20 protein-coding genes are annotated in these 22466 nt (G+C 67.8%); 12 read left to right on the top strand and 8 right to left on the bottom strand.

The genetic code is table 11. The features are described from left to right. Positions 1-41: 41 nt before the first annotated feature. Both ON33_RS23860 and ON33_RS23855 read left to right on the top strand, forming a co-directional pair. A complete protein-coding gene (locus ON33_RS23860; protein ID WP_040861303.1) occupies positions 42-1277 on the top strand; it encodes a cytochrome P450 in 1236 nt (411 codons plus the stop codon). A 133-nt stretch (positions 1278-1410) separates the two neighbouring features. Continuing rightward, complete coding sequence (locus ON33_RS23855; RefSeq protein WP_040861302.1) at positions 1411-1980, top strand: TetR/AcrR family transcriptional regulator; 570 nt, start codon at positions 1411-1413, stop codon at positions 1978-1980. 48 nt (positions 1981-2028) lie between these two features. On the opposite strand, the gene ON33_RS23850 is transcribed toward ON33_RS23855, so the two are convergent. Then, positions 2029-3492 carry a flavin-containing monooxygenase gene (locus ON33_RS23850; protein ID WP_040861301.1) on the bottom strand — a complete coding sequence of 488 codons (1464 nt, stop codon included), beginning with the start codon at positions 3490-3492 and terminating at the stop codon, positions 2029-2031. Positions 3493-3632: 140 nt separating this feature from the next. Between ON33_RS23850 and ON33_RS23845 the strand changes: the two genes are divergently transcribed. Beyond that, positions 3633-4673 (top strand): NAD(P)-dependent alcohol dehydrogenase, encoded by a 1041-nt coding sequence (locus tag ON33_RS23845; protein WP_040861300.1) that lies wholly within the window; start codon positions 3633-3635, stop codon positions 4671-4673. Between the two features lie 356 nt (positions 4674-5029). Here ON33_RS23845 and ON33_RS23840 read toward each other — a convergent pair whose 3' ends face one another. Then, on the bottom strand, positions 5030-5902 hold the full coding sequence (locus ON33_RS23840) for a hypothetical protein (protein ID WP_040861299.1): 873 nt from the start codon (positions 5900-5902) through the stop codon (positions 5030-5032). A gap of 198 nt (positions 5903-6100) precedes the next feature. Here ON33_RS23840 and ON33_RS23835 point away from each other — a divergent pair, with 198 nt between their 5' ends. Both ON33_RS23835 and ON33_RS23830 read left to right on the top strand, forming a co-directional pair. Next, complete coding sequence (locus ON33_RS23835; protein WP_040861298.1) at positions 6101-7624, top strand: amino acid permease; 1524 nt, start codon at positions 6101-6103, stop codon at positions 7622-7624. A gap of 146 nt (positions 7625-7770) precedes the next feature. After that, positions 7771-8058, top strand: coding sequence for a hypothetical protein (locus ON33_RS23830; protein WP_174391564.1), 288 nt, complete (start codon positions 7771-7773; stop codon positions 8056-8058). 51 nt (positions 8059-8109) lie between these two features. Here the strand turns inward: ON33_RS23830 and ON33_RS39920 are convergent, their stop codons facing one another. Both ON33_RS39920 and ON33_RS23820 read right to left on the bottom strand, forming a co-directional pair. Beyond that, positions 8110-8757 (bottom strand): DUF305 domain-containing protein, encoded by a 648-nt coding sequence (locus ON33_RS39920; protein ID WP_083869243.1) that lies wholly within the window; start codon positions 8755-8757, stop codon positions 8110-8112. Between the two features lie 90 nt (positions 8758-8847). After that, positions 8848-9324 carry a DUF6153 family protein gene (locus ON33_RS23820; protein WP_157184689.1) on the bottom strand — a complete coding sequence of 159 codons (477 nt, stop codon included), beginning with the start codon at positions 9322-9324 and terminating at the stop codon, positions 8848-8850. A 121-nt stretch (positions 9325-9445) separates the two neighbouring features. On the opposite strand from ON33_RS23820, the gene ON33_RS23815 reads away from it, so the two are divergent. The 6 genes from ON33_RS23815 (at position 9446) to ON33_RS23790 (ending at position 17084) form a co-directional block, all read left to right on the top strand. Continuing rightward, entirely contained in the window at positions 9446-10363 is a 918-nt protein-coding gene (locus ON33_RS23815) for a ribonuclease Z (protein ID WP_040861346.1), read from the top strand. 65 nt (positions 10364-10428) lie between these two features. Then, the gene (locus ON33_RS23810; RefSeq protein ID WP_040861296.1) at positions 10429-12117 is read left to right on the top strand and encodes a DUF885 domain-containing protein; all 1689 of its coding nucleotides are present in this window, start codon (positions 10429-10431) and stop codon (positions 12115-12117) included. A gap of 290 nt (positions 12118-12407) precedes the next feature. Continuing rightward, a complete protein-coding gene (locus tag ON33_RS23805; RefSeq protein ID WP_040861295.1) occupies positions 12408-13835 on the top strand; it encodes an MDR family MFS transporter in 1428 nt (475 codons plus the stop codon). A gap of 119 nt (positions 13836-13954) precedes the next feature. Beyond that, positions 13955-15103, top strand: a complete 1149-nt coding sequence (locus ON33_RS23800; protein WP_040861294.1) for a class I SAM-dependent methyltransferase — start codon at positions 13955-13957, stop codon at positions 15101-15103. Positions 15104-15116: 13 nt separating this feature from the next. After that, positions 15117-16043 (top strand): LLM class F420-dependent oxidoreductase, encoded by a 927-nt coding sequence (locus tag ON33_RS23795; RefSeq protein WP_040861345.1) that lies wholly within the window; start codon positions 15117-15119, stop codon positions 16041-16043. 183 nt (positions 16044-16226) lie between these two features. Continuing rightward, complete coding sequence (locus tag ON33_RS23790; protein ID WP_040861344.1) at positions 16227-17084, top strand: Bax inhibitor-1/YccA family protein; 858 nt, start codon at positions 16227-16229, stop codon at positions 17082-17084. 93 nt (positions 17085-17177) lie between these two features. On the opposite strand, the gene ON33_RS23785 is transcribed toward ON33_RS23790, so the two are convergent. The 3 genes from ON33_RS23785 to ON33_RS23775 all read right to left on the bottom strand — a co-directional run bounded on the left by ON33_RS23785 (position 17178) and on the right by ON33_RS23775 (position 19469). Continuing rightward, the gene (locus ON33_RS23785) at positions 17178-17516 is read right to left on the bottom strand and encodes a DUF1330 domain-containing protein (protein WP_040861293.1); all 339 of its coding nucleotides are present in this window, start codon (positions 17514-17516) and stop codon (positions 17178-17180) included. Positions 17517-17672: 156 nt separating this feature from the next. Then, positions 17673-18890 (bottom strand): acetyl-CoA C-acetyltransferase, encoded by a 1218-nt coding sequence (locus ON33_RS23780; protein WP_040861292.1) that lies wholly within the window; start codon positions 18888-18890, stop codon positions 17673-17675. Positions 18891-19004: 114 nt separating this feature from the next. After that, positions 19005-19469, bottom strand: coding sequence for a hypothetical protein (locus tag ON33_RS23775; RefSeq protein WP_040861291.1), 465 nt, complete (start codon positions 19467-19469; stop codon positions 19005-19007). Between the two features lie 81 nt (positions 19470-19550). Between ON33_RS23775 and ON33_RS23770 the strand changes: the two genes are divergently transcribed. After that, entirely contained in the window at positions 19551-20939 is a 1389-nt protein-coding gene (locus tag ON33_RS23770; protein WP_040861290.1) for a cystathionine beta-synthase, read from the top strand. Between the two features lie 161 nt (positions 20940-21100). Here the strand turns inward: ON33_RS23770 and ON33_RS23765 are convergent, their stop codons facing one another. Then, complete coding sequence (locus tag ON33_RS23765; RefSeq protein ID WP_051152713.1) at positions 21101-21661, bottom strand: DUF6529 family protein; 561 nt, start codon at positions 21659-21661, stop codon at positions 21101-21103. Positions 21662-22466 lie beyond the last annotated feature (805 nt).

Below are 22466 nucleotides of genomic sequence, written 5' to 3'. Positions count from 1 at the left end.
GAGTTCTAGACATATCGTTAGTTTTGTCTTACGGTCGGTTCATGAGTTCAACGGCGTCTCATGCGGTGCGATTCGAACTGCGCTCCGGGGAAACCTGGCGCGATCCGTATCCCATGTATTCCCAGCTGCGCGACCATGATCCGGTCCACCGGGCCGTCCCCGAGGGCCGCGAATCCGACGACTTCTACGTCCTGTCCCGGCACGCGGACGTGTACGCGGCCGCGCGGGACCCCGAGACCTTCTCCTCGGCCTCCGGCCTGACCGTCGACTACGTCGACCTGCTGGCCGCCGGCTTCGGCGCCGCCAAGCCGTTCGTCTTCATGGATCCGCCCGACCACACCGACTTCCGCCGCCGGGTCTCACCGGGATTCACGCCGCGGCAGGTCAATTCGGTCGAACCCGAGGTGCGCGACTTCGTCGTCCAGCGCATCGAGGGCCTGCGGGCCGCGGGCTCGGGCGACATCGTCAAGGACCTGTTCAAGCCGCTGCCCACCATGGTGGTGGCGCACTATCTCGGTGTGCCGGAACAGGATCGGGTCAAGTTCGACGCGTGGACCGAGAACATCGTCGGCGGCGCGGTCGAAGGCGCGGGCCTGGCCGCCGGAGACCAGCGCGCCTTCACCGCGGTCGGTGAGATGGTCGGCTACTTCAGCGAACTCATCGACCGCCGCCGCCAGCAGCCCGGCGATGACACCATCTCGCACCTGCTGGCCTCCGGGCTCGGCGCGGACGGCGACAACGAGGGCCTGCTCGCCATGCTCGGCTTCGCCTTCACCATGATCACCGGCGGCAACGACACCACCACCGGAAACCTCGGCGGCGCGGTGCAATTGCTCACCGCCTTCCCCGAACAGCGCCGCCTGCTGGTGGACAACCCAGCGCTCATCCCCGACGCCGTCGAGGAATTCCTGCGCATGACCTCCCCGGTGCAGGGCCTGGCCCGCACCGCCACCCGCGACGTGGAGCTGCACGGCGTCACCATTCCCGCGGGCCGCCGGGTGCTGCTGCTCTACGGGTCGGCCAACCGCGACGAACGCGAATTCGGGCCCACCGCAGCCGAACTCGACGTCCGCCGCAACCCCAAGCGCATCATGACCTTCAGCCACGGCCACCACCATTGCCTGGGCGCGGCCGCCGCCCGCATGGTGGCGCGCGTGGCCCTCGAGGAACTGCTCACCCGCTGCCCGGACTTCACCGTCGATCTCGACACGGTGCAGTGGGCGCACGGCAACTACGTGCGCTGGCCGATCTCCGTCCCGTTCCGGGCGACGGCCTGACCACACCCGGGCCGGCCACCGCGCAAGGTCGGCCCGGTCGCATCGCACGCGCATCGCACGGGCAGAGTGTGAACGAGTGGGTCCGGTGGCGGCTGCCCCGCCGCCGGACCCCGCCGCACCGAAGGGATATCGCATGAGCCGAGACTGGCTGGCCGACGATCGCGCCGACCTGGCCGCCGAACGCATCCTCGACGCGGCCGCGTGCCTGTTCGCCGAGCGCGGCGTCACCGCGGTCGGCATGGGCGATATCGCCAAGGCGGCCGGATGCTCCCGGGCGACCCTCTACCGGTACTTCGAGAACCGGCAGGCCGTTCGCCTGGCCTTCGTGCACCGCGCCACCCGCCGCATCGCCGCGGGTGTGTTCACGCAGGTCGGCGCGATCGAGGATCCCGGCGAGAAGGTGGTCACCGCGATGCTGGGCGCCATTCAGGCGGTACGGGCCGACCCGATGCTCATCGCCTGGTTCCGGCCCGGCGAATCCGGTGCGGCCGGCCGCATCAGTCAGGACTCCGACGTCATCGAATCCATTGCGGCGGGCCTGTTCACGCCCACCGCGCTCACCGATCCCGAACGCAGCCGGCTGGCGCGCTGGCTGACCCGGATCATCGTCTCCTTCCTCGCGGCACCCGGACGTGATGCCGCCGAGGAGCGCGCCATGCTCGAGGAATTCGTGGTACCGGTGGTCAGCCGCGCCTTCGCCTGACCCGAGCCGCAGGCGGGAGACGAAGCGCCACAACGCTGTTCCACGGTGTCACTTCCCGCTCGGCACGCGCTGATTCAGGTCGTAGTCGACCGGATCCGGTGCGCTGCGGATCAGCTTCTCGTAGCGTCCCGGCGTCCACGGCCACAGCTCGGGCAGCCCGTCTCTGCCCAGGTACCAGCTGTTGCAGCCGGTGGTCCACACCGTGCTCGGGGCGGCGGCCCGCATGCGCGCGTTGTAGCGGTCGGTGGCGGCGCGCGTCGGGACGACGGTCGCGAATTCACCGGCCTGCCAACGCTTCAGCCAGCTGACGATGCGGGCGGACTGCGCCTCGGCGACCGCGGTCAGCGGGTGATTGGCGAACGGACTGTGCGGGCCGACGAGCATGAACAGGTTCGGGAAGCCCGGCATCATGACGCCCTCGAAAGCCCGCGGACCGTCGGCCCAGGCCTGATCCAGGGTGCGGCCGCCGGTGCCGGTGATCGCCATCGGACGCATGAAGGCGTGCGAGTCGAAACCCGTTGCCAGTACCAGGATGTCGAGCTCGTGCAGGCGGCCGTCGGCGGTCGACACCCCGCGTTTCCCGATGGCGTCGATGCCCTCGGTCACCAGCTCGACATCGGGTCGCTGCACCACCCGGTAGAAGCGGTCGGACACCACCAGCCGCTTGCACATGGCCTGATAGTCGGGCGTCAGCTTGCGGCGCAGCTCGGGGTCCTTGACCGACCGCAGGTTCCGCTCCACCACCCACTGGATCAACCGGCGCACCCGGCCCGGATGCACCAGACCCTGCGAGAACACTGCGAAGGCTGCGCGATTGAACCAGTAGGGGACCGCGCCCAGCGCGGGGAACAGCTGGTACAGCCGCTTCGACACCTTCGTGTACGACCGGTTCACCGTCGGCAGGATCCACTGCGGAGTGCGCTGGAACAGCACCACTTTCGCCGCGTCACCGGCCATCGCGCTCACCAACTGGGTGCCGGTGGAACCGGTGCCGATCACACCCACCCGCTTGCCGGTGATCTCGACGTCGTGCCGCCAGCGCGCCGAATGCATGACCGGGCCGGCGAATTCGTCCAGGCCGGGGATGTCGGGCCAGGTCGGGTGGTGCAGGAAACCCGTTGCGCACAGCACGAAGTCGAAGCGGCGCGGTACCCCGTCGGAAGTGGTGAGCTGCCAGCCGTCGCCGTCGAACTCCGCGGCGGTCACCTCGGTCCCGAAGCGGGTGTGACGGTGCAGCCCGTGCTCGCGGGCCACGCCGACCAGGTACTCCTTGATCTCCGGCCCGGCCGAATACAGCTGTGACCAGCCGGGATTCATGGCGAAGCGGAATTGGTAGTACCGCGAGGGCACATCACACGTCAGGCCCGGATAGCTGTTGTCACGCCACGTGCCGCCGTAATCGTGGGCCTTCTCGTAGACGGTGAAGTCGGTGAATCCGGCCCGCTGTAGAGCCACGGCCATGCAGATCCCGGAGATTCCGGCGCCCACGATGGCGATCCGCGGTGTGTTCATGGGACGCGAGCGTAGACACCTGTCCGACGTAGTGGGAAGACCTTCCGGGAAATCGGTAGACAATCCGTCATTCGATAGACGCAGTGTAAAGCGAGTGTTACCGTGTGCGCCAGATCACAAGCTCGAGGCAAGGAAGCACGATGCGCGCACTCCAGTGGACCGGCCCGGAAAAGGTGCAGATCAACGACATCCCCGTGCCTGATATCGGACCTACCGACCTGCTCGTCAAGGTCGGCGCCGCGGGCGTCTGCCACTCCGACCTGACCCTGGTCAACTTCCCGATCCAGCTGCGCGAGGACCCGCTCACCCTCGGTCACGAGATCGCCGGCTCCATCGAGGCCATCGGCTCCGACGTGAACGGGCGCGAGATCGGTGAACGCGGCGTCGTCTACCTGTTCTGGACCTGCGGCGTCTGCCGCGAGTGCGTGAGCGGCAACGAGAACGTCTGCCTGGCGGCCGGTCGCGTCGCCATGCCGCCCTGCCCCGGCCTCACCATCGAGGGCGGCATGTCGGAGTACGTGCGCATTCCCGCCAGCGCCTTCGTGCCCATCGGCGACCTGGACTTCATTCAGGCCGCACCGGTCGCCGACGCCGCACTGACCGCCTACCACGCCATTCGCGGTGCGCGCGAAGCACTTCGGCCCGGCGGCACCGCGGTCGCCATCGGCATCGGCGGACTCGGGCACGTGGCTGTGCAGATCCTCAACGCCATCTCGGGCGTGCGCGTGATCGCCGTGGATCACGTGCCGGAGAAGCTCGCCCTGGCCGCCGACTGCGGCGCCGATCTCGGCATCCTCTCCGGCGACGACACCGCCGAGCAGATCCTCTACCTCACCGGCGGACGCGGCGCGGACGCCGTCTTCGACTTCGTCGGCGCGGACGCCACCGCCAAGCTCGCCTGCGAGACCGTCGCCCCCAACGGCGCCTACCGGATGGTCGGAATCGGCGGCGGCGCACCGGAAATCACCGCCGGACCCGCAGGCGGCCCCGGCTGGCCCTGGGGCGCGACCGTGCGCAAGTCGCTGGGCGGAACCCGTGCCGACCTGCACGCGTGCGTGGCTCTCGCCCAGGCGGGAAAGCTGCACATGGAGGTAGAGCGGTTCGACCTCGCCGAAGGACCCGAAGCCTTCCGCCGCCTCGACGCGGGACAGATCCGGGGGCGCGCGGTCCTGGTGCCGTAACCGACACGCGGAACTTTCGCGGTCTACCGGGCGACCGACGCCGAGTCGGACTTCGTCAGGTCCGGCGAAGTGTTCGCGGTCGGAATCGAGCGCACCGCAAACGGTTACATCGTGGGCGAGACGCGGGGCAGCGCCGGACGGTACTGGTACGGCGAACTCTGGCACTTCGACGGGGGTCGGCCGGCGCGACGGAGACGGTCGACGACGGCGTTCATCCGAGCACCTGCGGCCCGAACGACGAGCTGGCGGCCGAACACCCCGAATTGATGGATGACGCCTTGGCGCAAGGGTTCTGCGCCGAGAAGCCGTTCCCGGCCCAACCCATCGGGCGATCGGCACGGCAACTCGGCGGTGGCTCACTGCAATTTGGAGATGCGGCGTTCCAGCCAGCGGCGCGATTCCGCGTCGCGGGCGTGGACGAGGACCTTGTGGCGGGCGGCGGGGGAGAGCGCCGACAGCAGGCGGGCCAGGCGCTTTCGGGTTTCCCAGCTGAGCAGGTAGCGGACCGCGCCCGCGATGGCCGGGCCATCGGCGAGATCGACCGCGCGGGCGAAGTCGGCGCGATTCTCCAGGTCCAGGAACCGGGCCGGAATGCGTTCGTGCGCTGGGTAACCCGAGTAGGCTCCGGTGCCCGCGGCGCACCACGCGCAGAGGCGCAGGATTCGATCCACCGCATCCGGGTACGCACCCATCAGCAGGGCGCGGGCCTCCTCCACCTGAGGCCCGGACAGACCGCCGCCGGTGGTGGATGTATCCAGGAAGACACGGGCGTAGGGCATGAGCGGTGCGGGGATCTCGGCCGCCCAGAGCCGGGCGGTGCGGTCACCGTCCGCCTGGCGCTGCTCGGCCGCGCGATATTCGCGCAGGGGAACCGAGACTCCGCGCACGGCAAGCCATTCCAGCGTGCGGATGCCGTCGGCGAGCAATGCGTCCTGGGGCCAGCCGTCCCAGCGGATGGCATAGCCGTGGTGCAGGGTGACGGTGGCGAGGGGGCCCTCGGCGGCATCGAAGAAGTCCATAGCCACATCGCCCCAGCACATACACACGAAACCGGGCAGGTCGGCGACGCGCAGGGCGTCCCGCAGCGCCCGCACGGCAATCGGGTCCCGCTCCTCGATCAGGGTCGGCGCGTCCCCGGGCATCTCCCGGACCCGGACGCCGTCCGCATGCGCCAGCACCCGATCCAGTGCGCTCGGATCACCGCCCGCGGACGCTCCCCCGAAAGCCATACCGAAACACTAATCCGACCCGACGGTCCCCGGCGTGCCGTTGCGCAGGCACGCTGGTGCGTTCTCGGTGACCAGCCTGTTGCTGAACTGGTACGTACCAGCCGGTGATACGGTTCCGTGTGACGCCGATAACTCGCCCGATGGCGACCGAACGGTGAGAACTGCATTGTTGCCGAGAAGCCAGATTTAGGAGAGACAGTGGCGATATCGGACTCACCGCGGGACGCTACCGGTCCCGCTGCCCAGCGCACCACCGGACTGTTCCGCACCAAGAGCGTCGAACGGTCCATCCGGGACACCGATGATCCCGATGCTAAGCTCCGCAAGGACCTGACCTCGTGGGACCTCACCGTCTTCGGCGTCGCGGTCGTGGTCGGCGCCGGTATCTTCACCCTCACCGCGCGTACCGCGGGCAACATGGCAGGACCGGCGGTCTCGCTGGCCTTCGTCTTCGCCGCCGTCGCCTGCGGACTGGCCGCGCTCTGCTACGCCGAATTCGCCTCGACCGTCCCGGTCGCGGGCAGCGCGTACACCTTCTCCTACGCCACCTTCGGTGAACTGGTCGCCTGGATCATCGGCTGGGACCTCATCCTGGAATTCGCGCTCGGCACCTCGGTGGTCGCCAAGGGCTGGTCGCAGTACCTGGGCACGGTCATGGGCGGACGTTCGCCCATCTGGCACTTCGGCTCGGTCAAGTTCGACTGGGGCGCGGTCGTGCTGATCGCCGTGCTCGGCGTGCTGCTCGCCCTCGGCACCAAACTGTCCTCGCGGGTGTCCGCGGTCGCGGTCGCCATCAAGCTGGCCGTCATCGCGCTGGTGGTCGTGGTCGGCGCCACCTACTTCAAGGCGTCGAACCTGAAGCCGTTCGTCCCCACATCGGTTCCCAACGCCGACTCCGGCAGCGCGAGCAAGCTGCACCAGACCCTGTTCCAGCTGGTCACAGGCGGCGGCAACAGTCACTACGGCTGGTACGGCCTGCTGGCCGCGGCCTCCATCGTGTTCTTCGCCTTCATCGGCTTCGACGTCGTCGCCACCGCCGCCGAGGAGACCAAGGACCCGCAGCGCAATGTGCCGCGCGGCATCCTGGGCTCGCTCGCGATCGTGACCGTGCTGTACGTGGCGGTCTCGCTGGTGCTCACCGGCATGGTGTCCTACAAGGACCTGCAGGGCGACGACGCCACCCTCGCAACGGCTTTCGCGCTGCACGGCGTCACCTGGGCCAAGAACATCATCTCCATCGGCGCGCTCGCCGGTCTGACCACCGTCGTCATGGTGCTGTTCCTGGGTCAGACCCGCGTGCTGTTCGCCATGTCCCGCGACGGCCTGATGCCGCGCAAGCTCGCGCACACCGGCTCCAAGGGCACCCCGGTGCGGATCACCGCCATCGTCGGCGTCGTCTGCGCGGTGCTGGCAGGGTTCGTGGACTTCGGCACCCTGGAGGAGATGGTCAATATCGGCACGCTGTTCGCGTTCGTGCTGGTGTCCATCGGCGTGGTGGTGCTGCGCAGGTCGCGGCCGGATCTGCGGCGCGGCTTCCGGGTCCCGCTGGTGCCGTTCATCCCGATCCTGTCGGTCGTCGCCTGTGCCTGGCTCATGTTCAACCTCTCGGTCGAGACCTGGCTGCGCTTCGTCATCTGGATGGCACTGGGCCTGATCGTGTACTTCGCCTACGGCCACCGGCACTCGGTGATGGCCCGGTCGGAGGCCGAATCAGGTAGCTGATCGGGTGCTCGAGTTCGGTGCTCGTGGTGTGTCGGCATTCCACCACCTCGCGGAATGCGGTTCAATTGCTCTGAATAGTGAGAGTTGTGCCACAAGTTCGGCCCGTCAGCACCATCTCAGCATCCCGAGAGGAACCGATCGTGAGCATGCTCCTGGCCGTGCATGACGCTTACACCACGGTTGTCGCGCAGATCGGCAACCCGACCCCGGAGACGCCGCCCGTGGCGGACAAGCTGATGAAGCTGGTCCGCTACTTCACCTGGTTCACCATGCTGTCCGGCGTCACCGCCATCACCTACGGCGGTGGCCGGTTCGCCTGGGAGAAGTGGAGCGGCGGCGGTCTCGAGTCACCGAAGATGGTGGCCGGAGCGATGATCGGCGGCGTGACCGCCACCAGCGCCGGCACCATCATGAACGCCGTCATCGGAAGCTAGAACAACGAGCGGGTGCGCCGGAAACCGGCGCACCCGTTGGCGTTTCAGGTGTCAGTTCTGGCCGAGCATGCCGTTCATCTGAGTGATCTCCTGCTGCTGGGCGGTCACGATGGACTGCGCCAGCGCCTTGGCGTCGGCGTTCGTGCCCTGTGCCAGTTCGCTGTTCGCCATGGTGATCGCGCCCTGGTGGTGCTCGATCATCATCTGCATCCACAGCTTGTCGAAGTCCGGGCCGGACAGACTCTCCAGCTTGGTCATCCGGTCCTTCGACATCATGCCCGGCATATCGTGACCCATGTCGGCGCTCGGCGCGGGCTTGCCGAAACTCTGCAGCAGCGTGGTGATCTGCCGCATTTCCGGCGACTGCGCCTGCTCGACGGCCGTGGCCAGGGTGATCAACTGCTGGTTCTGCGAGCGGGTCGGCACCAGCTTCGCCATCTCCACCGCCTGCGCGTGATGCGGGTACATCATCTGCAGGAAGGTGACGTCGGCGTCGTTGAAGTCGCTGCGGGTGGCGGCCGGCGTCGAGGTGCCGGTGCCGCGATCCATGCCGGGCATGCCGCCGTGATCCATGGCCATGGTGGTCGAGGACGGCGTGGCCTTCGAGGTGTCGGTGTCATTGCCGCCGCAGCCCGCGGCGAGGAGAGCGGTGGCCGCGGTGCCGGCGATCAGGACGAGCTTGATCCGGGTGCTGAACATGGTTGAACTCCTTGATGATTACTGGCGAATCAGGGAAAGGGCATGCGAAAACCCGCTTCCGCGTGGGGGATACGCGGCAGCGGCGGCCCATCAGATCCGCAGAATCGCCAGGTCGGCCAGGGAGAGCACCGTCCACGGAGGTGGACGGGCGTGGTTCGCGCGCGGACGGCGCAGTTTCCGGGATGCGGCATCGCGACGACCGCGACCGACCCAGCCCAGCAGGGCCAGGCCGAGACCGAGCAGGAGTGCGGCGAGCACGAACAGGCAGCCGTGCATTCCGGCGTGACCGCTGCCGCAATCGCCGCCGCAGCCGGTCATGGACATGCCGTTGTCCTCATCCAGAGCCGAGGACATGACCATGGGGGCGATACCCGCCATCGGCATCGCGTCGTGCATGTGCCCGGTCAGGACGGTCGCCGCGCTCCGGGCGGGTGTGGAGTGGTCGCCGGCCATGCCGTCATGGCTCATGCCGAGCACCAGCGCGTGCATGGCCACCAGCCCGGACAGGAGCGCGAGCAGCCCGAAGGCCCGGATGAACCGGGTGCCTGGGGGCTGCTGTTCGATCACGGCGGTCATTCTACGGACCCGCCGCCTGCCCCCGATGGGATACCCCCTGTCGGTATTCTCGCGGGGACGCGCCCGACTCGCCACCGCGAGGATCGGCGGCATGGGCGGTAGCCTGACGGCCGTGTCACAGCGCGAACTGGTCATTCTGGGGACGGCCAGCCAAGTACCGACCAAACAGCGCAATCACAATGGGTATCTGCTGCGCTGGGACCGCGAGGGATTGCTGTTCGACCCGGGGGAGGGCACCCAGCGGCAGATGAGCTTCGCGAGCGTGGCCGCCAGCGGCGTCACCCGCATCTGCATCACGCACTTCCATGGAGACCACTGTTTCGGCCTGCCCGGTGTACTGGGCCGCATCAGCCTCGACGGGGCGCTGCATCCGGTGGACGTCTACTTCCCGGCGTCCGGTGAGATCTTCTACGAGCGGCTCATCGATTCCTCGGCGCACAACCGGCGGGTGGAACTGCAACCGCATCCGATCGCCGAGAACGGTGAACTGCCGCCGCCGGGGGCCGATTTCACGCTGCGCGCGGCACGGCTGTCGCATCCGGTCGAGTCGTTCGGGTATCGGCTCGACGAGCCCGACAGTCTGCGGTTCATTCCCGAGCGGCTGCGCGAACTGGGATTGTCGGGGCCGGTCGTGGGTGAACTGCAGCGGCACGGCGTGGTCGAGATCGGCGGGCGCACGGTCACCCTCGACCAGGTGAGCGAAGCGCGGCCGGGGCAGAGTTTCGCGTTCGTCATGGACACCCGGCTCTGCGACGGGGTCTACGACCTGGCGCAGGGCGTGGACATGCTGGTCATCGAAGCCACTTTCATCGATGCCGATGAGCTCTTGGCCGTCGAATACGGGCATCTCACGGCGGGGCAGGCGGCGCGGGTGGCCGCACAGGCGGGGGTCCGCACGCTGGTCCTGACCCACTATTCGCAGCGCTATCGCACCCTGGATCAGCATCTGGCCGATGCCCGTGCCCATTTCGACGGGGAGATCGTGATGGCCGAGGATCTGATGCGCATTCCGGTTCCACCGCGCCGCTGAAGAGCGGCGCTGCCGCTGGGGGTGCGAAGTTTCCTTGCGGCCGCACGGCGGCGACGGGCGCGGGCATGATGGTCGACATGGACGCGCACGAGGAACTCATCGCACTCGCCGACCGGTACTGGGACGCCCTGCTGGAGTCCGCGCCCAGCGAGGCGACCCTGTTGGGGGACAGGCGATTCGACGATCGCATCGAAGATCTGTCCGTCGCGGCGGAGGAGCGGCTGCTCGGCACGTGGCGGGGGCTGCTGGCCGAGGTGGACGCGCTGGACCCGGCACGGCTGGGTGACGAGGACCGGACCACGCGCAGCCTGCTGCGCACCGAATTGGCCTCGGCGGTCTCGCATCTGGAGTGGCGGCCCGCCGAGATGGCCTCTGATCAGATGACCGGCGTACACGCGGGGATGCTGACCATGGCCCCACTGGTGAACGCGCCCCAGCCGGAGAACGCGGAGCGGCTGGTGCAGCGCTACCGGCAGTTCGGCACCCTGATGAACCAGGCCGTGGAGCGGTTCCGGGCGGGGCTCGCGGCCGGGCGCACGCCCGCGCACATCACCATCGAACGCTCGCTCCATCAGCTCGACGGCTACCTCGCCTCCGACCTGGCCGACGACCCGTTCGTCACCATGGCCGGACCGGCGGACTGGGACGGCGAAACCGCGTGGCGCGCAGCGCTGACCGAGGTCGCGCGGGAGGTCATCCGGCCTGCCTTCGCCGCCTACCGGGCGGCGCTGGCCACCGAGCTGGAACCCGTCTCGCGCCCCGACGACAAGCCAGGCCTGTGCTGGCTCGGCGACGACGGCGCTGACATCTACCGCCGTCTGCTGCGCCACCACACCACGCTGCCCGACCTGGGCGCGGACGAGATCCACCAGCTCGGCCTGGACGAATTGGCCCGCCTGCGCGCCGAATACGAAGAGGTGGGCGGCCGCCTGTTCGGCCTCGCCGATCAGACCGCCATCTTCGCTCGCCTGCGCGAGGATTCGGCGCTGCGCTACGGCGATGGCGAGGAGATCATGGCCGACGCCCGCGCGTATCTGGCCGCCGCGCAGGCAGAGATGGGCAACTGGTTCGGCCGGCTCCCGCGCGAGTCGTGCGACATCCTCCCGGTCCCCGACTTCCTGGCCGCGGACGCTCCCGCCGCCTACTACTTCACGCCCGCGGCCGACGGCTCCCGTCCGGGCGCCTACTACGTCAACCTGCGGGAACCCAAGAGCCGCAACCGCTATGAGACCGCCGCGGTCGCCTACCACGAGGCCATCCCCGGCCATCACCTCCAGCTCACCATCGCCAACGAGCTGGACCATCTCCCGCGTTTCCAGCGCATGTCCTTCTCCAACACCGCCTTCGTCGAAGGCTGGGCGCTCTACACCGAACGCCTCGCCGACGAAATGGGCCTCTACCCGGACGATCTCACCCGCATCGGCATGTTGGCCGCCGACTCCTGGCGCTCCTGCCGCCTCGTCGTCGACACCGGCCTGCACGCCAAAGGCTGGACCCGCCGGCAGGCCGTCGACTTCATGGCCGCCAATGCCCCGGTCGGCCTGGAGGAGATCCGCGTCGAAATCGATCGCTACATCGCCATGCCCGGCCAGGCCGTCGCCTACAAGGTCGGCCAGCTCGAGATCCGCCGCCAGCGCACCCTCGTCACCGATCGCCTGGGATCCGCCTTCGATATCAAATCCTTCCACGACAAGGTCCTCGGCTCAGGCTCCGTCAGCCTCCCCGTCCTCCGCGAACTAGCCGCCTCTCTCTGACCCGGGCCGGGCGTCCGGGTCGAAACCGGTCGCCCGCGTTCGTAACTCCGAAACCCGGGGAAGGCGATCTGCTGAGCATTGTCGGCTCACTGTCGACGGGATGTAGCCGAACAGGTCCGTGGGTCGACGTCTCGTCGGAGCGAGCCGGTCGGTCTTTCGGCTCTCCGTCGCAGAGTGCGTCGGGGCGGAGACCCACGGAGTGTTGGCGCGTGTTTGTCCCGCAGCGGAATAGCGGTCCCGGCCGTGCGTTCGACTCATGGAGTGAGTTGGGTTGAGGGAAGGGGTCGCCGATGACGGCTACTGATGTGAAGTCGTCGATCGGGTTGCGGTCGGAGCGGGGGCCGATTCTCGCGGCGCTCATGTTGTCGACGTCGCTGGTGGCGCTGGACTCGACCATCATTGCGACCGCGGTGCTGACGATCACGGATCAGCTGGGCGGGTTCGCGCAGTTCCCTTGGCTTTTCAGCATCTACCTGCTGGCGCAGGCGGTGACGGTGCCGATCTACGGGAAGCTCGCCGACATGGTGGGGCGGAAGCCGGTGATGCTGTTCGGCATCGGGGCCTTCGCGGTGGGGTCGCTGCTGTGCGGGCTGGCGACGAGCATGCCCGCGCTGATCGCGTTCCGGGCGGTACAGGGCATCGGGGCCGGGGCCGTCAGCCCGATCTCGATGACCATCGCGGGCGATATCTACACGGTGCCGGAACGGGCCAAGGTGCAGGCGTATCTGGCCAGCGTGTGGGCCACCTCGTCGGTGCTGGGACCACTGCTCGGCGGGGTGTTCTCGGAATACGTCAGCTGGCGGTGGATCTTCCTGATCAACCTGCCGCTGGCCGCGCTGGCGGCGTGGATGATCATGCGGAACTTCACCGAAAGCGCTCCGCGGCAGAGCCATCGGATCGACTACCTCGGCGCCGCGCTGCTCACCGTCGGGGCCGGCGCGCTCATCCTGGCGCTGCTCGAGGGCGGTCAGGCGTGGTCCTGGGGCTCGCCCGCCAGCCTGGCGCTGTTCCTCGGCGGCGGCCTGACGCTGGCGGTATTCGGCCTGGTCGAGCGGCGGGCCGCGAATCCGATTCTGCCGCTGTGGGTTTTCACCCGCCGCATCGTCGTGGCCAGCAGTCTGGCCTCACTGCTGGTCGGCGCGATCCTGCTGGGCCTCACCTCCTATGTGCCGACCTTCGCGCAGGGCGTGCTGGGGAGCGGGGCGTTGATCGCGGGACTCACCGTCGGCGCGCTCACCCTGGGCTGGCCGGTATCGGCGTCGCAGGCCGGAAACGTGTACCTGCGCATAGGCTTCCGGGCGACGGCGGTGATCGGCGCCCTGCTGGCCGTGGTCGGCGCGTCGTCGCTGCTGGTGGTGGACGCGCGATCGAGCCTGTGGCAGTTGGCGATCGGCTGTTTCATCGTCGGCATGGGGATGGGCCTGGTGGCCAGCCCGACCCTGATCGCCGCCCAGGCCAGTGCCGAATGGTCGGAGCGCGGCGTGGTCACCGCCACCAATATGTTCACCCGCTCGCTGGGCAGTGCGGTGGGCGTGGCCGTGTTCGGCGCGCTGGTCAATGCCCGCCTCGGCGGCGCGGGCCATCCGGTCGCGTCGGAACTCGCGGGGGCCGTGCACGTGGTGTTCGTGGGCGTGGCCGCCATGGCCGTGGTGCTCATCGGCGCGGCGGCCGTCATGCCCCGGCGCGCGGACGACACCTCGGAAATCCATTCTGCGTGAACAACATCGACATGTGATTTGCGGAATCGCAGAATAGTGCCGGGCTCGGTCAATTCCGGCAAATGACCGCCGACCGTGCCGAATGGAATAACCCGGCAATGATCTAGCACACTGTAGGTGTGGTTGAGGTCGAGGACGTATTGCGCCAGTTACGGCGGTATCCGGATGTCGAAGCGGTGAACCTGTTCGCGGTCGATGCCGCGGACCGCCTCATGCTGGATGTCGCCGCCGATTCGCTGGCCGCCGCCGGAGATGGGCGGGTGGCCGTGATCGACGACGGCTACGGGGCCCTGACGCTCGGGGCTGCCGCCGCGCACGACCTGCACGAGGTCCGGGTGCATCAGGATTTGCTCACCGGTGAATTGGCCCTCGCCAACAATGCCCGAATTGTCGGTCTCGCTGATCGCTTTTCGACCCGGGAATTGGGCGAGGCATTGCTCTCCGATGTCCGCGTGGTGTTGTGGCGGCTGCCCCGCGCGCTGTCCGGCCTGGCCGAAACCGCCGAGGCCATCGCACGCTGGGCCGCACCCGAGGTCGAGGTCTTCGCCGGCGGCCGCGACAAATACCTGACCCCCGCCATGAACGAGGTGCTGGCCGAGTCCTTCGGCTCGGTGCGCGCCACCCGCGGCCGCCAGAAGTCCCGCATCCTGCTCGCCTCCGAGCCCAAACCCGTTGGTGAGCCCCGCTTTCCGATCCGCAACCGGCTCGACGACCAGGACTTGGAGGTGGTGGCCCACGGCGCGGCCTTCTCCGGCCCGCGCCTGGACATCGGCACCCGCTTCCTGCTCGACCACCTGAAGCGGATGAAGCCCGATGCCCGCGATGCCATCGATCTGGGCTGCGGCACCGGCATTCTCGCGGTCGCCCTGGCGAAGGCCCGCCCCGGCATCCGGGTGACCGCGACCGACCAATCCGCCGCAGCGGTCGCCTCCACCCGCGCCACCGCCGCAGCCAACGGTGTCGCCGACCGCATCACCGTGCTACAGGACGACGCCATGTCCGGAGTCCCCGACAACAGCGCCGACCTGGTCCTGTGCAACCCGCCCTTCCACGTCGGCGCGGCCGTGCACACCGGTTCGGCCATCAAGATGTTCCAGCAGACCGGCCGCGTGCTGCGGCCCGGCGGGGAGCTGTGGACGGTCTACAACACGCACCTCAACTACCGGGGTGTCATGGAGCGCATGGTCGGCCGAACCGATGTGATGGGCCGCAATCGCAAGTTCACGGTGACCCGTTCGGTGCGCGGCCTGCACGACGCCGAACAATAGGCACATGGGACGAATCGATCTTCGAATCTTCACCGAACCGCAGCAGGGCGCGTCCTACGACACCCTGCGCACCGTGGCCCAGACCGCCGAGGACCTCGGCTACGACGCCTTCTTCCGGTCCGACCACTATCTGAAGATGGGCGACGTCGACGGCCTCCCGGGCCCCACCGATGCCTGGATCACCCTGGCCGGCCTGGCCCGCGAGACCCGCCGTATCCGGCTGGGCACTCTGGTCACCTCCGCCACCTTCCGGCACCCGGGCGTGCTCGCCATCGAGGTGGCCCAGGTCGACGCCATGTCGGGGGGCCGCGTCGAATTCGGCTTCGGCGCGGGCTGGTTCGAGGCCGAGCACGCCGCCTACGGCATTCCGTTTCCGGCCGAGAAGTTCCCGCGCTTCGAGGAGCAGCTGGCCGTCGTCACCGGCCTGTGGGCGACGCCCGCCGGCGAGACCTTCTCCTTCGCCGGCGAGCACTACACGCTCACCGATTCCCCGGCCCTGCCCAAGCCCGCGCAGTCGCGGATCCCGGTCATCATCGGCGGCATGGGCGCCAAGCGCACCCCGCGCCTGGCCGCGCGATACGCGACCGAGTTCAACGTGCCGTTCCAGTCCGCCGCGGCCAGCGCCGACCAATTCGAGCGAGTCCGCAAGGCCGCCAAGGACATCGGCCGCGATCCGCACGACATCATCTTCTCCAATGCGCTGGTCGCCTGCGTCGGCGCGAGCGATGCCGAGGTGGCGCGCCGGGCGGCCGCCATCGGCCGTGAGGTGGACGAGCTGAAGGCCAACGGTCTGGCCGGCAGCCCGGACGAGGTGGTCGAGAAGATCGGCCGCTATGCCGAGATCGCCGGTACCAGGCGGGTTTACCTGCAGATTCTGGATCTGTCGGATCTGGATCACCTGGAGCTCATCGCGACTCGCGTGATGAGTCAGCTGGGCTGAGACAAGCCTGCGGGGCGGCCGGACCACGGCTCAGCGGGCGGCGCGTTCGGTAAAGCTAAGGTAAAGTCCGATCCGTCCGATCTGTGGGGGTTCGGGAACTCCGGACCCCCACAGCGCGTTGGACGAGTAGCTTCAATGGCCACGACCGCCGTGAGCCGCGACTCCAGAAAGGGACGCACGGAAATGCGCTCCACATCCAACCCGGTCTTCCGGAACTTGCAGCCGCAGCAGGGCGGCTACGCCGGCTTCGGCGCGGCGCCTGGAGCCGGACAGTTCTCCAACAACCCGTACGGTCAGCAGCCGCAGTACCCGGGCTACCAGCAGCCCTACCAGCCGGCCGTGCCCACCACCCGCCCGATGACCATCGACGATGTCGTGCAGAAGACCGGCATCACCCTCGGCGTGGTCACCCTGACGGCGATCCTGTCCTACGCGCTCACCTCGGCCAACCACGGCCTCGCCATGCTGTTCCTACTGGTCGGCGGCCTGGGTGGTTTCGCGATCGCCATGGTCATGACCTTCGGCCGCAAGCAGGACAACCCGGCGCTGGTGCTCACCTACGCGGCGCTGGAAGGCCTGCTGCTGGGCTCGTTCTCGTTCCTGTTCACCAATGTGCAGATCGGTGGCGTCGGCGGCTCGGGCCTGATCGCGCAGGCGGTGCTCGGCACCTTCGGCGTGTTCTTCGGCATGCTCGTGGTCTACAAGACCGGCGCGATCCGCGTCACCCCGCGCCTCACCCGCATGATCGTCGGCGCCATGATCGGCATCCTGGTGCTGATGCTCGGCAACCTGGTCGCGAGCATCTTCACCACGGACGGCTTCGGACTGCGCTCGGGCGGCACCCTCTCGATCATCTTCAGCCTGGTGGTCATCGGTGTCGCGGCCTTCAGCTTCCTGCTGGACTTCGACGCCGCCGACCAGCTCATCCGGGCCCAGGCGCCGGAGAAGGCGGCCTGGGGCGTGGCCTTCGGCCTGACCGTCACCCTGGTCTGGCTGTACCTCGAGATCCTGCGCCTGCTGAGCTACTTCCAGGACAGGTAGTCCGGGAAGGGCTGACGCACAGCTTGAATACCCGAGTGGGCGGGCATCGGAATCCGGTGCCCGCCCACTGCTGTGTAGCCGGCCCGAGAGCGTTCACTCGTTGGTCACCACCTCCTTCAGGACGTCGGTGGCGACGTGATTCTCGCCGCAGTCCGCGGCGAGAACGCCGACGCTGGAACAGTTCCGGAGCCGCAGCGGCAGGATCTCCTGATAGGCGGCCGACTCGTACCAGCCGGTCACGGCCGGGTAGTCGGGGAATTCGATGACGATCACGACCGTGTCCGCAGGGCCCTCGATCACCCGCTGGGTGCCGCCGTGGACGATGAACTTCCCGCCGAACGGTGCCAGCGTTCCGTCGATCCGCTCCAGGTATTCCACGATCTCGGCATTGAGGTCGACGTCCCACAGATTGGCGATGGCGTAGGCGGGCATTTCGGACTCCTTGGTCGGATTGCTTTGCTGCCCTTGATATTTCCGTCCGCCAGGAACGAAGTCGATTACCCGCAGGGTAAAACTGAGGGGCTCAGCCCGCCAAAGGAAACGGGCCGCCCGACCATCAGGTCGGACGGCCCGCTCAGGTTCGAGCTATCAGCTCAGGCGCTCGATGATCATCGCCATGCCCTGGCCGCCACCGACACACATGGTCTCCAGGCCGAACTGCTTGTCCTGGGTCTGCAGGTTGTTGATGAGGGTCGCGGTGATGCGGGCACCGGTCATACCGAACGGGTGGCCGAGGGCGATGGCGCCACCGGAGACGTTCAGCTTGTCCAGGTCCATGTTCAGCTCGCGAGCCGAACCCAGCACCTGCACGGCGAAGGCCTCGTTGATCTCGTACAGGTCGAGGTCGCCGATGGTCATGCCCGCGTTCTTCAGGGTGTTGCGGACCGCCTGGATCGGGCCGAGACCCATGATCTCCGGGGACAGGCCGGAGACGCCGGTGGCCACGATGCGGGCCAGCGGGGTCAGGCCCAGCGCCTTGGCCTTGGTGTCGGACATGACGACCAGCGCGGCCGCACCGTCGTTCAGCGGGCAGGCGTTACCCGCGGTGATGGTGCCGTTCTCGCGGAAGACCGGCTTCAGCTGCGAGATCTTCTCGTAGGTGGTGCCGGCGCGCGGGCCGTCGTCGGTGGTGACGATGGTGCCGTCGGGCAGGGTCACCGGGGTGATCTCCCGCTCGAAGAAGCCGGACTTGATGGCCTCCTCGGCACGATTCTGCGAGCGCACGCCCCAGTGGTCCTGGTCCTCGCGGGAGATGCCGGTGTAGGTGGCGACGTTCTCCGCGGTCTGGCCCATGGCGATGTAGACGTCCGGGAGGATGTCGTTCTCGCGCGGGTCGGTCCAGGTGGCGTTGGACTCGGCGGTCGCCTTGGTGCGGGCCTCGGCGTCGGCGAACAGCGGGTTGTGCGAGTCCGGCCAGCCGTCGGCGGTGCCCTTCGGGAAGCGCGAAACGGTCTCGACACCGGCGGAGATGAAGACCTCGCCCTCGCCGGCCTTGATGGCGTGGAAGGCCATCCGGGTGGTCTGCAGGGACGACGAGCAGTAGCGGTTGACGGTGACGCCCGGCAGGGTGTCGTAGCCCAGCTGCACCGCCACGGCGCGCGCCATGTTGAAGCCGGCCTCACCGGCGGGCTGGCCGCAGCCCAGGTGCAGGTCGTCGATGTCGGAGACGGCGAGCGAGGGCACCTTGTCGAGGGCAGCGCGCACCATCTGCGCAGCGAGGTCGTCCGGTCGCATGCTCACCAGAGAACCCTTGCCAGCGCGGCCGATGGGCGAGCGGGCGTACGAAACGATGACGGCCTCAGCCATGAGGACTCCTTTTTTGCTGGGGTGATCCTCTTCGAATTTACGACGGGTGTGTTGTGGCTCAAACATCCGGTATGCCGGTATCTCACCTGATGAACTGTGGGATATCGCTCACTGTCAGGCGGGCACGTCAAAAGCGCTGTGCGCCGGGATGTTCGGCATGTCGGTGTAGACGGTGACGATGACGTGGCCCGGCCCGGTGTCCTGGAAGAGCGCGTAGTGCTCACTGCCGTAGAAGCCCGCCAGCACCGGAACCCGATATTCGCCGGCAGCGCCGGTGTCCATGTTCCGCCAGGCGACAGTGGCCACGGTGATGCACTGCGGGGCGAAGCTGTACTCGCCCGGATCGAACCCGGCGACCGGCAGCGCCTGGATGTTGAGGATGGCCCGGCCGTGCCACTGCGGGTCGGTGTCGGCCCAGGATCGGATATTGCCGCCGCAGATCAACGCATCGTGATAAACGCTCGGGACCTGCGGAAATTCGACTGTAGTGGCCTCAGCGGGCGCGGCCGCGACGATCATGGTCGCGAGGCCGGAGGTGGCGAGCAGGGCGGCGGCGGGCAAGCTCGTCGGCATCCTCATAGCGCCGATCGTAGTTCGCGGCGCGGTGATATCGCCGACGTGCGCGTGGGCGCGTATCTCCTTTCTGCAACGATGAGGGGTATGCGCATCGCTAACCATGTCGTCGATCTGATCGGAAACACCCCGCTCGTCCGGTTGAACTCCGTGGTGGGTCCGAACTCGGGACTGGTGGCGGCGAAGGTGGAGTACCTGAACCCGGGCGGCAGCTCGAAGGACCGCATCGCCGTCAAGATGATCGACGCTGCCGAGAAGGCCGGGCTGCTGAAGCCCGGTGGCACGATCGTCGAACCGACGTCCGGCAATACCGGTGTGGGCCTGGCCCTGGTCGCGCAGCAGCGCGGTTACAAGTGTGTGTTCGTCTGCCCGGACAAGGTCAGCGAGGACAAGCGGAACGTGCTGCGCGCCTACGGCGCCGAGGTCGTGGTCTGCCCGACCGCGGTCGCGCCGGAGGACCCGGACAGCTACTACAACGTCTCCGACCGTCTGGTGCGCGAGATCCCGGGCGCGTGGAAGCCGGACCAGTACTCCAACCCGGGCGGCCCCGAATCGCACTACGAGACCACCGGTCCCGAGATCTGGCGCGACACCGAGGGCAAGATCACCCACTTCGTGGCGGGCGTCGGCACCGGCGGCACCATCACCGGCACCGGCCGGTACCTGAAGGAGGTCTCCGGCGGCAAGGTCAAGATCATCGGCGCGGACCCGGAGGGCTCGGTCTACTCCGGCGGCACCGGTCGCCCGTACCTGGTCGAGGGTGTCGGTGAGGACTTCTGGCCCACCGCCTACGACCCGGAGATCCCGGACGAGATCATCGCCGTCTCCGACGCCGACTCCTTCGAGATGACCCGGCGCCTGGCCCGCGAGGAGGGCCTGCTCGTCGGTGGCTCCTGCGGTATGGCCGTGGTGGCGGCGCTCAAGGTCGCCGAGCGCGATCCGGACGCGGTGGTGGTCGTGCTGCTGCCGGACGGCGGTCGCGGCTACCTGTCCAAGATCTTCAACGACCAGTGGATGAGCTCCTACGGCTTCCTGCGCTCGCGTCTCGACGGTTCGACCACCGAGGTGCACGTGGGCGATGTGCTGCGCGGCAAGTCCGGTGAGCTGCCGGACCTGGTGCACACCCACCCGCAGGAGACGCTGCGCGACGCCATCGAGATCCTGCGCGAGTACGGCGTCTCGCAGATGCCGGTGGTCGGCGCGGAGCCGCCGGTGATGGCGGGCGAGGTCGCGGGTTCGGTCACCGAGCGCGATCTGCTGTCGGCGGTGTTCGAGGGGCGCGCCAAGCTCACCGACTCGGTCGCCCAGCACATGAGCCCGGCCTTCCCGCTCATCGGCGCGGGCGAGCCGGTCTCCGCGGCCACCAAGCTGCTCGAGTCCACCGACGCCCTCATGGTCGTCGAGGACGGCAAGCCGGTCGGTGTCATCACCCGACACGATCTGCTCGGATTCCTGAGCACCGGGGCCCTCTCCTAGATCGAAGCCGAATATTTGCCGCCCACCGGAACCGCGCCTGGTTCCGGTGGGCGGACCGCTATTCGCGGCCGGTATTCATGGTCTGGGACAAGCGGATCCAATTCCGCATTCGAGATCACAACGCGAGAAATGCGAGATAACTGCGCTGTCGCCATAATCGCTCATTTCGCGAATCCGACGGTACGGAACCACCACAGCGACGCCAGCGTCCATGCCAGCACGAAGCTGGCGAACACCAGGCCGCCGAGCAGCGGCAGCAGCAAGCCCGGAGTCCGCTTCAGGCGCAGCGTCAGCATCTTCGAGGCGAAGGCGCCGTAGAAGACCACGCCGGCGATGGAGTGCACCATGACCCGCTCGGTCACGCCCCGGCCGAACTGGAAGCCGAAGCTGTAGAGGCAGTAGCAGGCCACCGGCAGGCTGAGCAGGAAAGCCGGCCCGCCGGACAGCCGGTGGTAGATGTGGACCGATCGGGGCGCGTGGAAGCGATAGATCCAGACGGCCGTCAGCAACTGGCCGCCGATCAGCGCCAATACGACGGTGCTCAGATACGCCTTGAAGATCTGGGGCGCGGAGAAACCCCAGGTGGGCAGGGGTTGGGTGCCGGGTCGGTAGTGGGTTCCGGCTATTCCGAGCGCGACGGCGACCGCGGCGCCGGTCAGCAGCACGGGCACGGTGATCAGGTTGCGGCGGGACACGGAGAAAACGGCTGTCAGCAGGGACATCTCGACTCTGTCTCGATGGTTCTCAGCAGGGACATCGGAGATACCTCGGCGGGTTACATCGCGACGCCGTTATTTCGCGTGACAAATGTGACGAATGTTGTTCGAGATAACCAATGTGATTTGCTGAACTGTTACTTGCGCAATGCGAAACGCCGATGAATCGCCGCGAAATCGGGCAAATGTCGGTATATCGCGATCTTGGGGCTAAATTAATCTGTGATCTGAAACACTTTGTGTTTCGAATTGAGTCACCAGGTCAGCGCATGTATTGATGCAGGTACCGAAGGTGTCCAGCGGGCTAGTTCACTGTCCGTTCATCTTTGATTCAGGCTGTGTTAACAACGCGCAATCAAGCTGTGACCTTGTCGGAAACAGACCGCAAGTCTGAATGGCGCAAGGAGATGTGAACACACATGCGGAACGTGATCACCACATCGGTGCGATGAGGCACTGCGGCCGGAAGGTCGCGAACACCTCTGCGGTACTCCACGGAGTGCGCCAATTCCAGTGACCCGTAACGGGTTTCACAACAGAATCCAGAACCGATCGCAGCGTTCGGGTGAGCGTCGTGAGACGCGTGCCCTGGTCGTGCGCTGCCTTCTTCAGGCCTGCGAGCCCGAAACCGAACAGGAATCCAAATTCGCCATGCCCAAGAATGTTATGACTGCTCTCAGCTGCCCCGCCAGACGTAGCAAGATGGTTGCCACCGCTCGCACGGCCGGCGCCGCCGCCCTCGCTCTGGGCGTCTTCGGTTCCATCATCACCGCGGCCGGCTCGGCCAGCGGCGATGTCCAGCCCGCCGCTC

Origin of the sequence: Nocardia niigatensis NBRC 100131 (assembly GCF_000308655.1) — a bacterium.
GTDB lineage: Bacteria > Actinomycetota > Actinomycetes > Mycobacteriales > Mycobacteriaceae > Nocardia > Nocardia niigatensis.
This window is presented reverse-complemented; position numbering and strand designations above follow the sequence as displayed.

Bases quoted from the DNA above. Each gene is read 5' to 3' on its own strand.
- ON33_RS23860 (WP_040861303.1), top strand. From the start codon at position 42: ATGAGTTCAACGGCGTCTCATGCGGTGCGATTCGAACTGCGCTCCGGG.
- ON33_RS23855 (WP_040861302.1), top strand. From the start codon at position 1,411: ATGAGCCGAGACTGGCTGGCCGACGATCGCGCCGACCTGGCCGCCGAA.
- ON33_RS23850 (WP_040861301.1), bottom strand. From the start codon at position 3,492: ATGAACACACCGCGGATCGCCATCGTGGGCGCCGGAATCTCCGGGATC.
- ON33_RS23845 (WP_040861300.1), top strand. From the start codon at position 3,633: ATGCGCGCACTCCAGTGGACCGGCCCGGAAAAGGTGCAGATCAACGAC.
- ON33_RS23840 (WP_040861299.1), bottom strand. From the start codon at position 5,902: ATGGCTTTCGGGGGAGCGTCCGCGGGCGGTGATCCGAGCGCACTGGAT.
- ON33_RS23830 (WP_174391564.1), top strand. From the start codon at position 7,771: ATGCTCCTGGCCGTGCATGACGCTTACACCACGGTTGTCGCGCAGATC.
- ON33_RS39920 (WP_083869243.1), bottom strand. From the start codon at position 8,757: ATGTTCAGCACCCGGATCAAGCTCGTCCTGATCGCCGGCACCGCGGCC.
- ON33_RS23810 (WP_040861296.1), top strand. From the start codon at position 10,429: ATGATGGTCGACATGGACGCGCACGAGGAACTCATCGCACTCGCCGAC.
- ON33_RS23805 (WP_040861295.1), top strand. From the start codon at position 12,408: ATGACGGCTACTGATGTGAAGTCGTCGATCGGGTTGCGGTCGGAGCGG.
- ON33_RS23790 (WP_040861344.1), top strand. From the start codon at position 16,227: ATGCGCTCCACATCCAACCCGGTCTTCCGGAACTTGCAGCCGCAGCAG.
- ON33_RS23785 (WP_040861293.1), bottom strand. From the start codon at position 17,516: ATGCCCGCCTACGCCATCGCCAATCTGTGGGACGTCGACCTCAATGCC.
- ON33_RS23780 (WP_040861292.1), bottom strand. From the start codon at position 18,890: ATGGCTGAGGCCGTCATCGTTTCGTACGCCCGCTCGCCCATCGGCCGC.
- ON33_RS23775 (WP_040861291.1), bottom strand. From the start codon at position 19,469: ATGAGGATGCCGACGAGCTTGCCCGCCGCCGCCCTGCTCGCCACCTCC.
- ON33_RS23770 (WP_040861290.1), top strand. From the start codon at position 19,551: ATGCGCATCGCTAACCATGTCGTCGATCTGATCGGAAACACCCCGCTC.
- ON33_RS23765 (WP_051152713.1), bottom strand. From the start codon at position 21,661: ATGTCCCTGCTGACAGCCGTTTTCTCCGTGTCCCGCCGCAACCTGATC.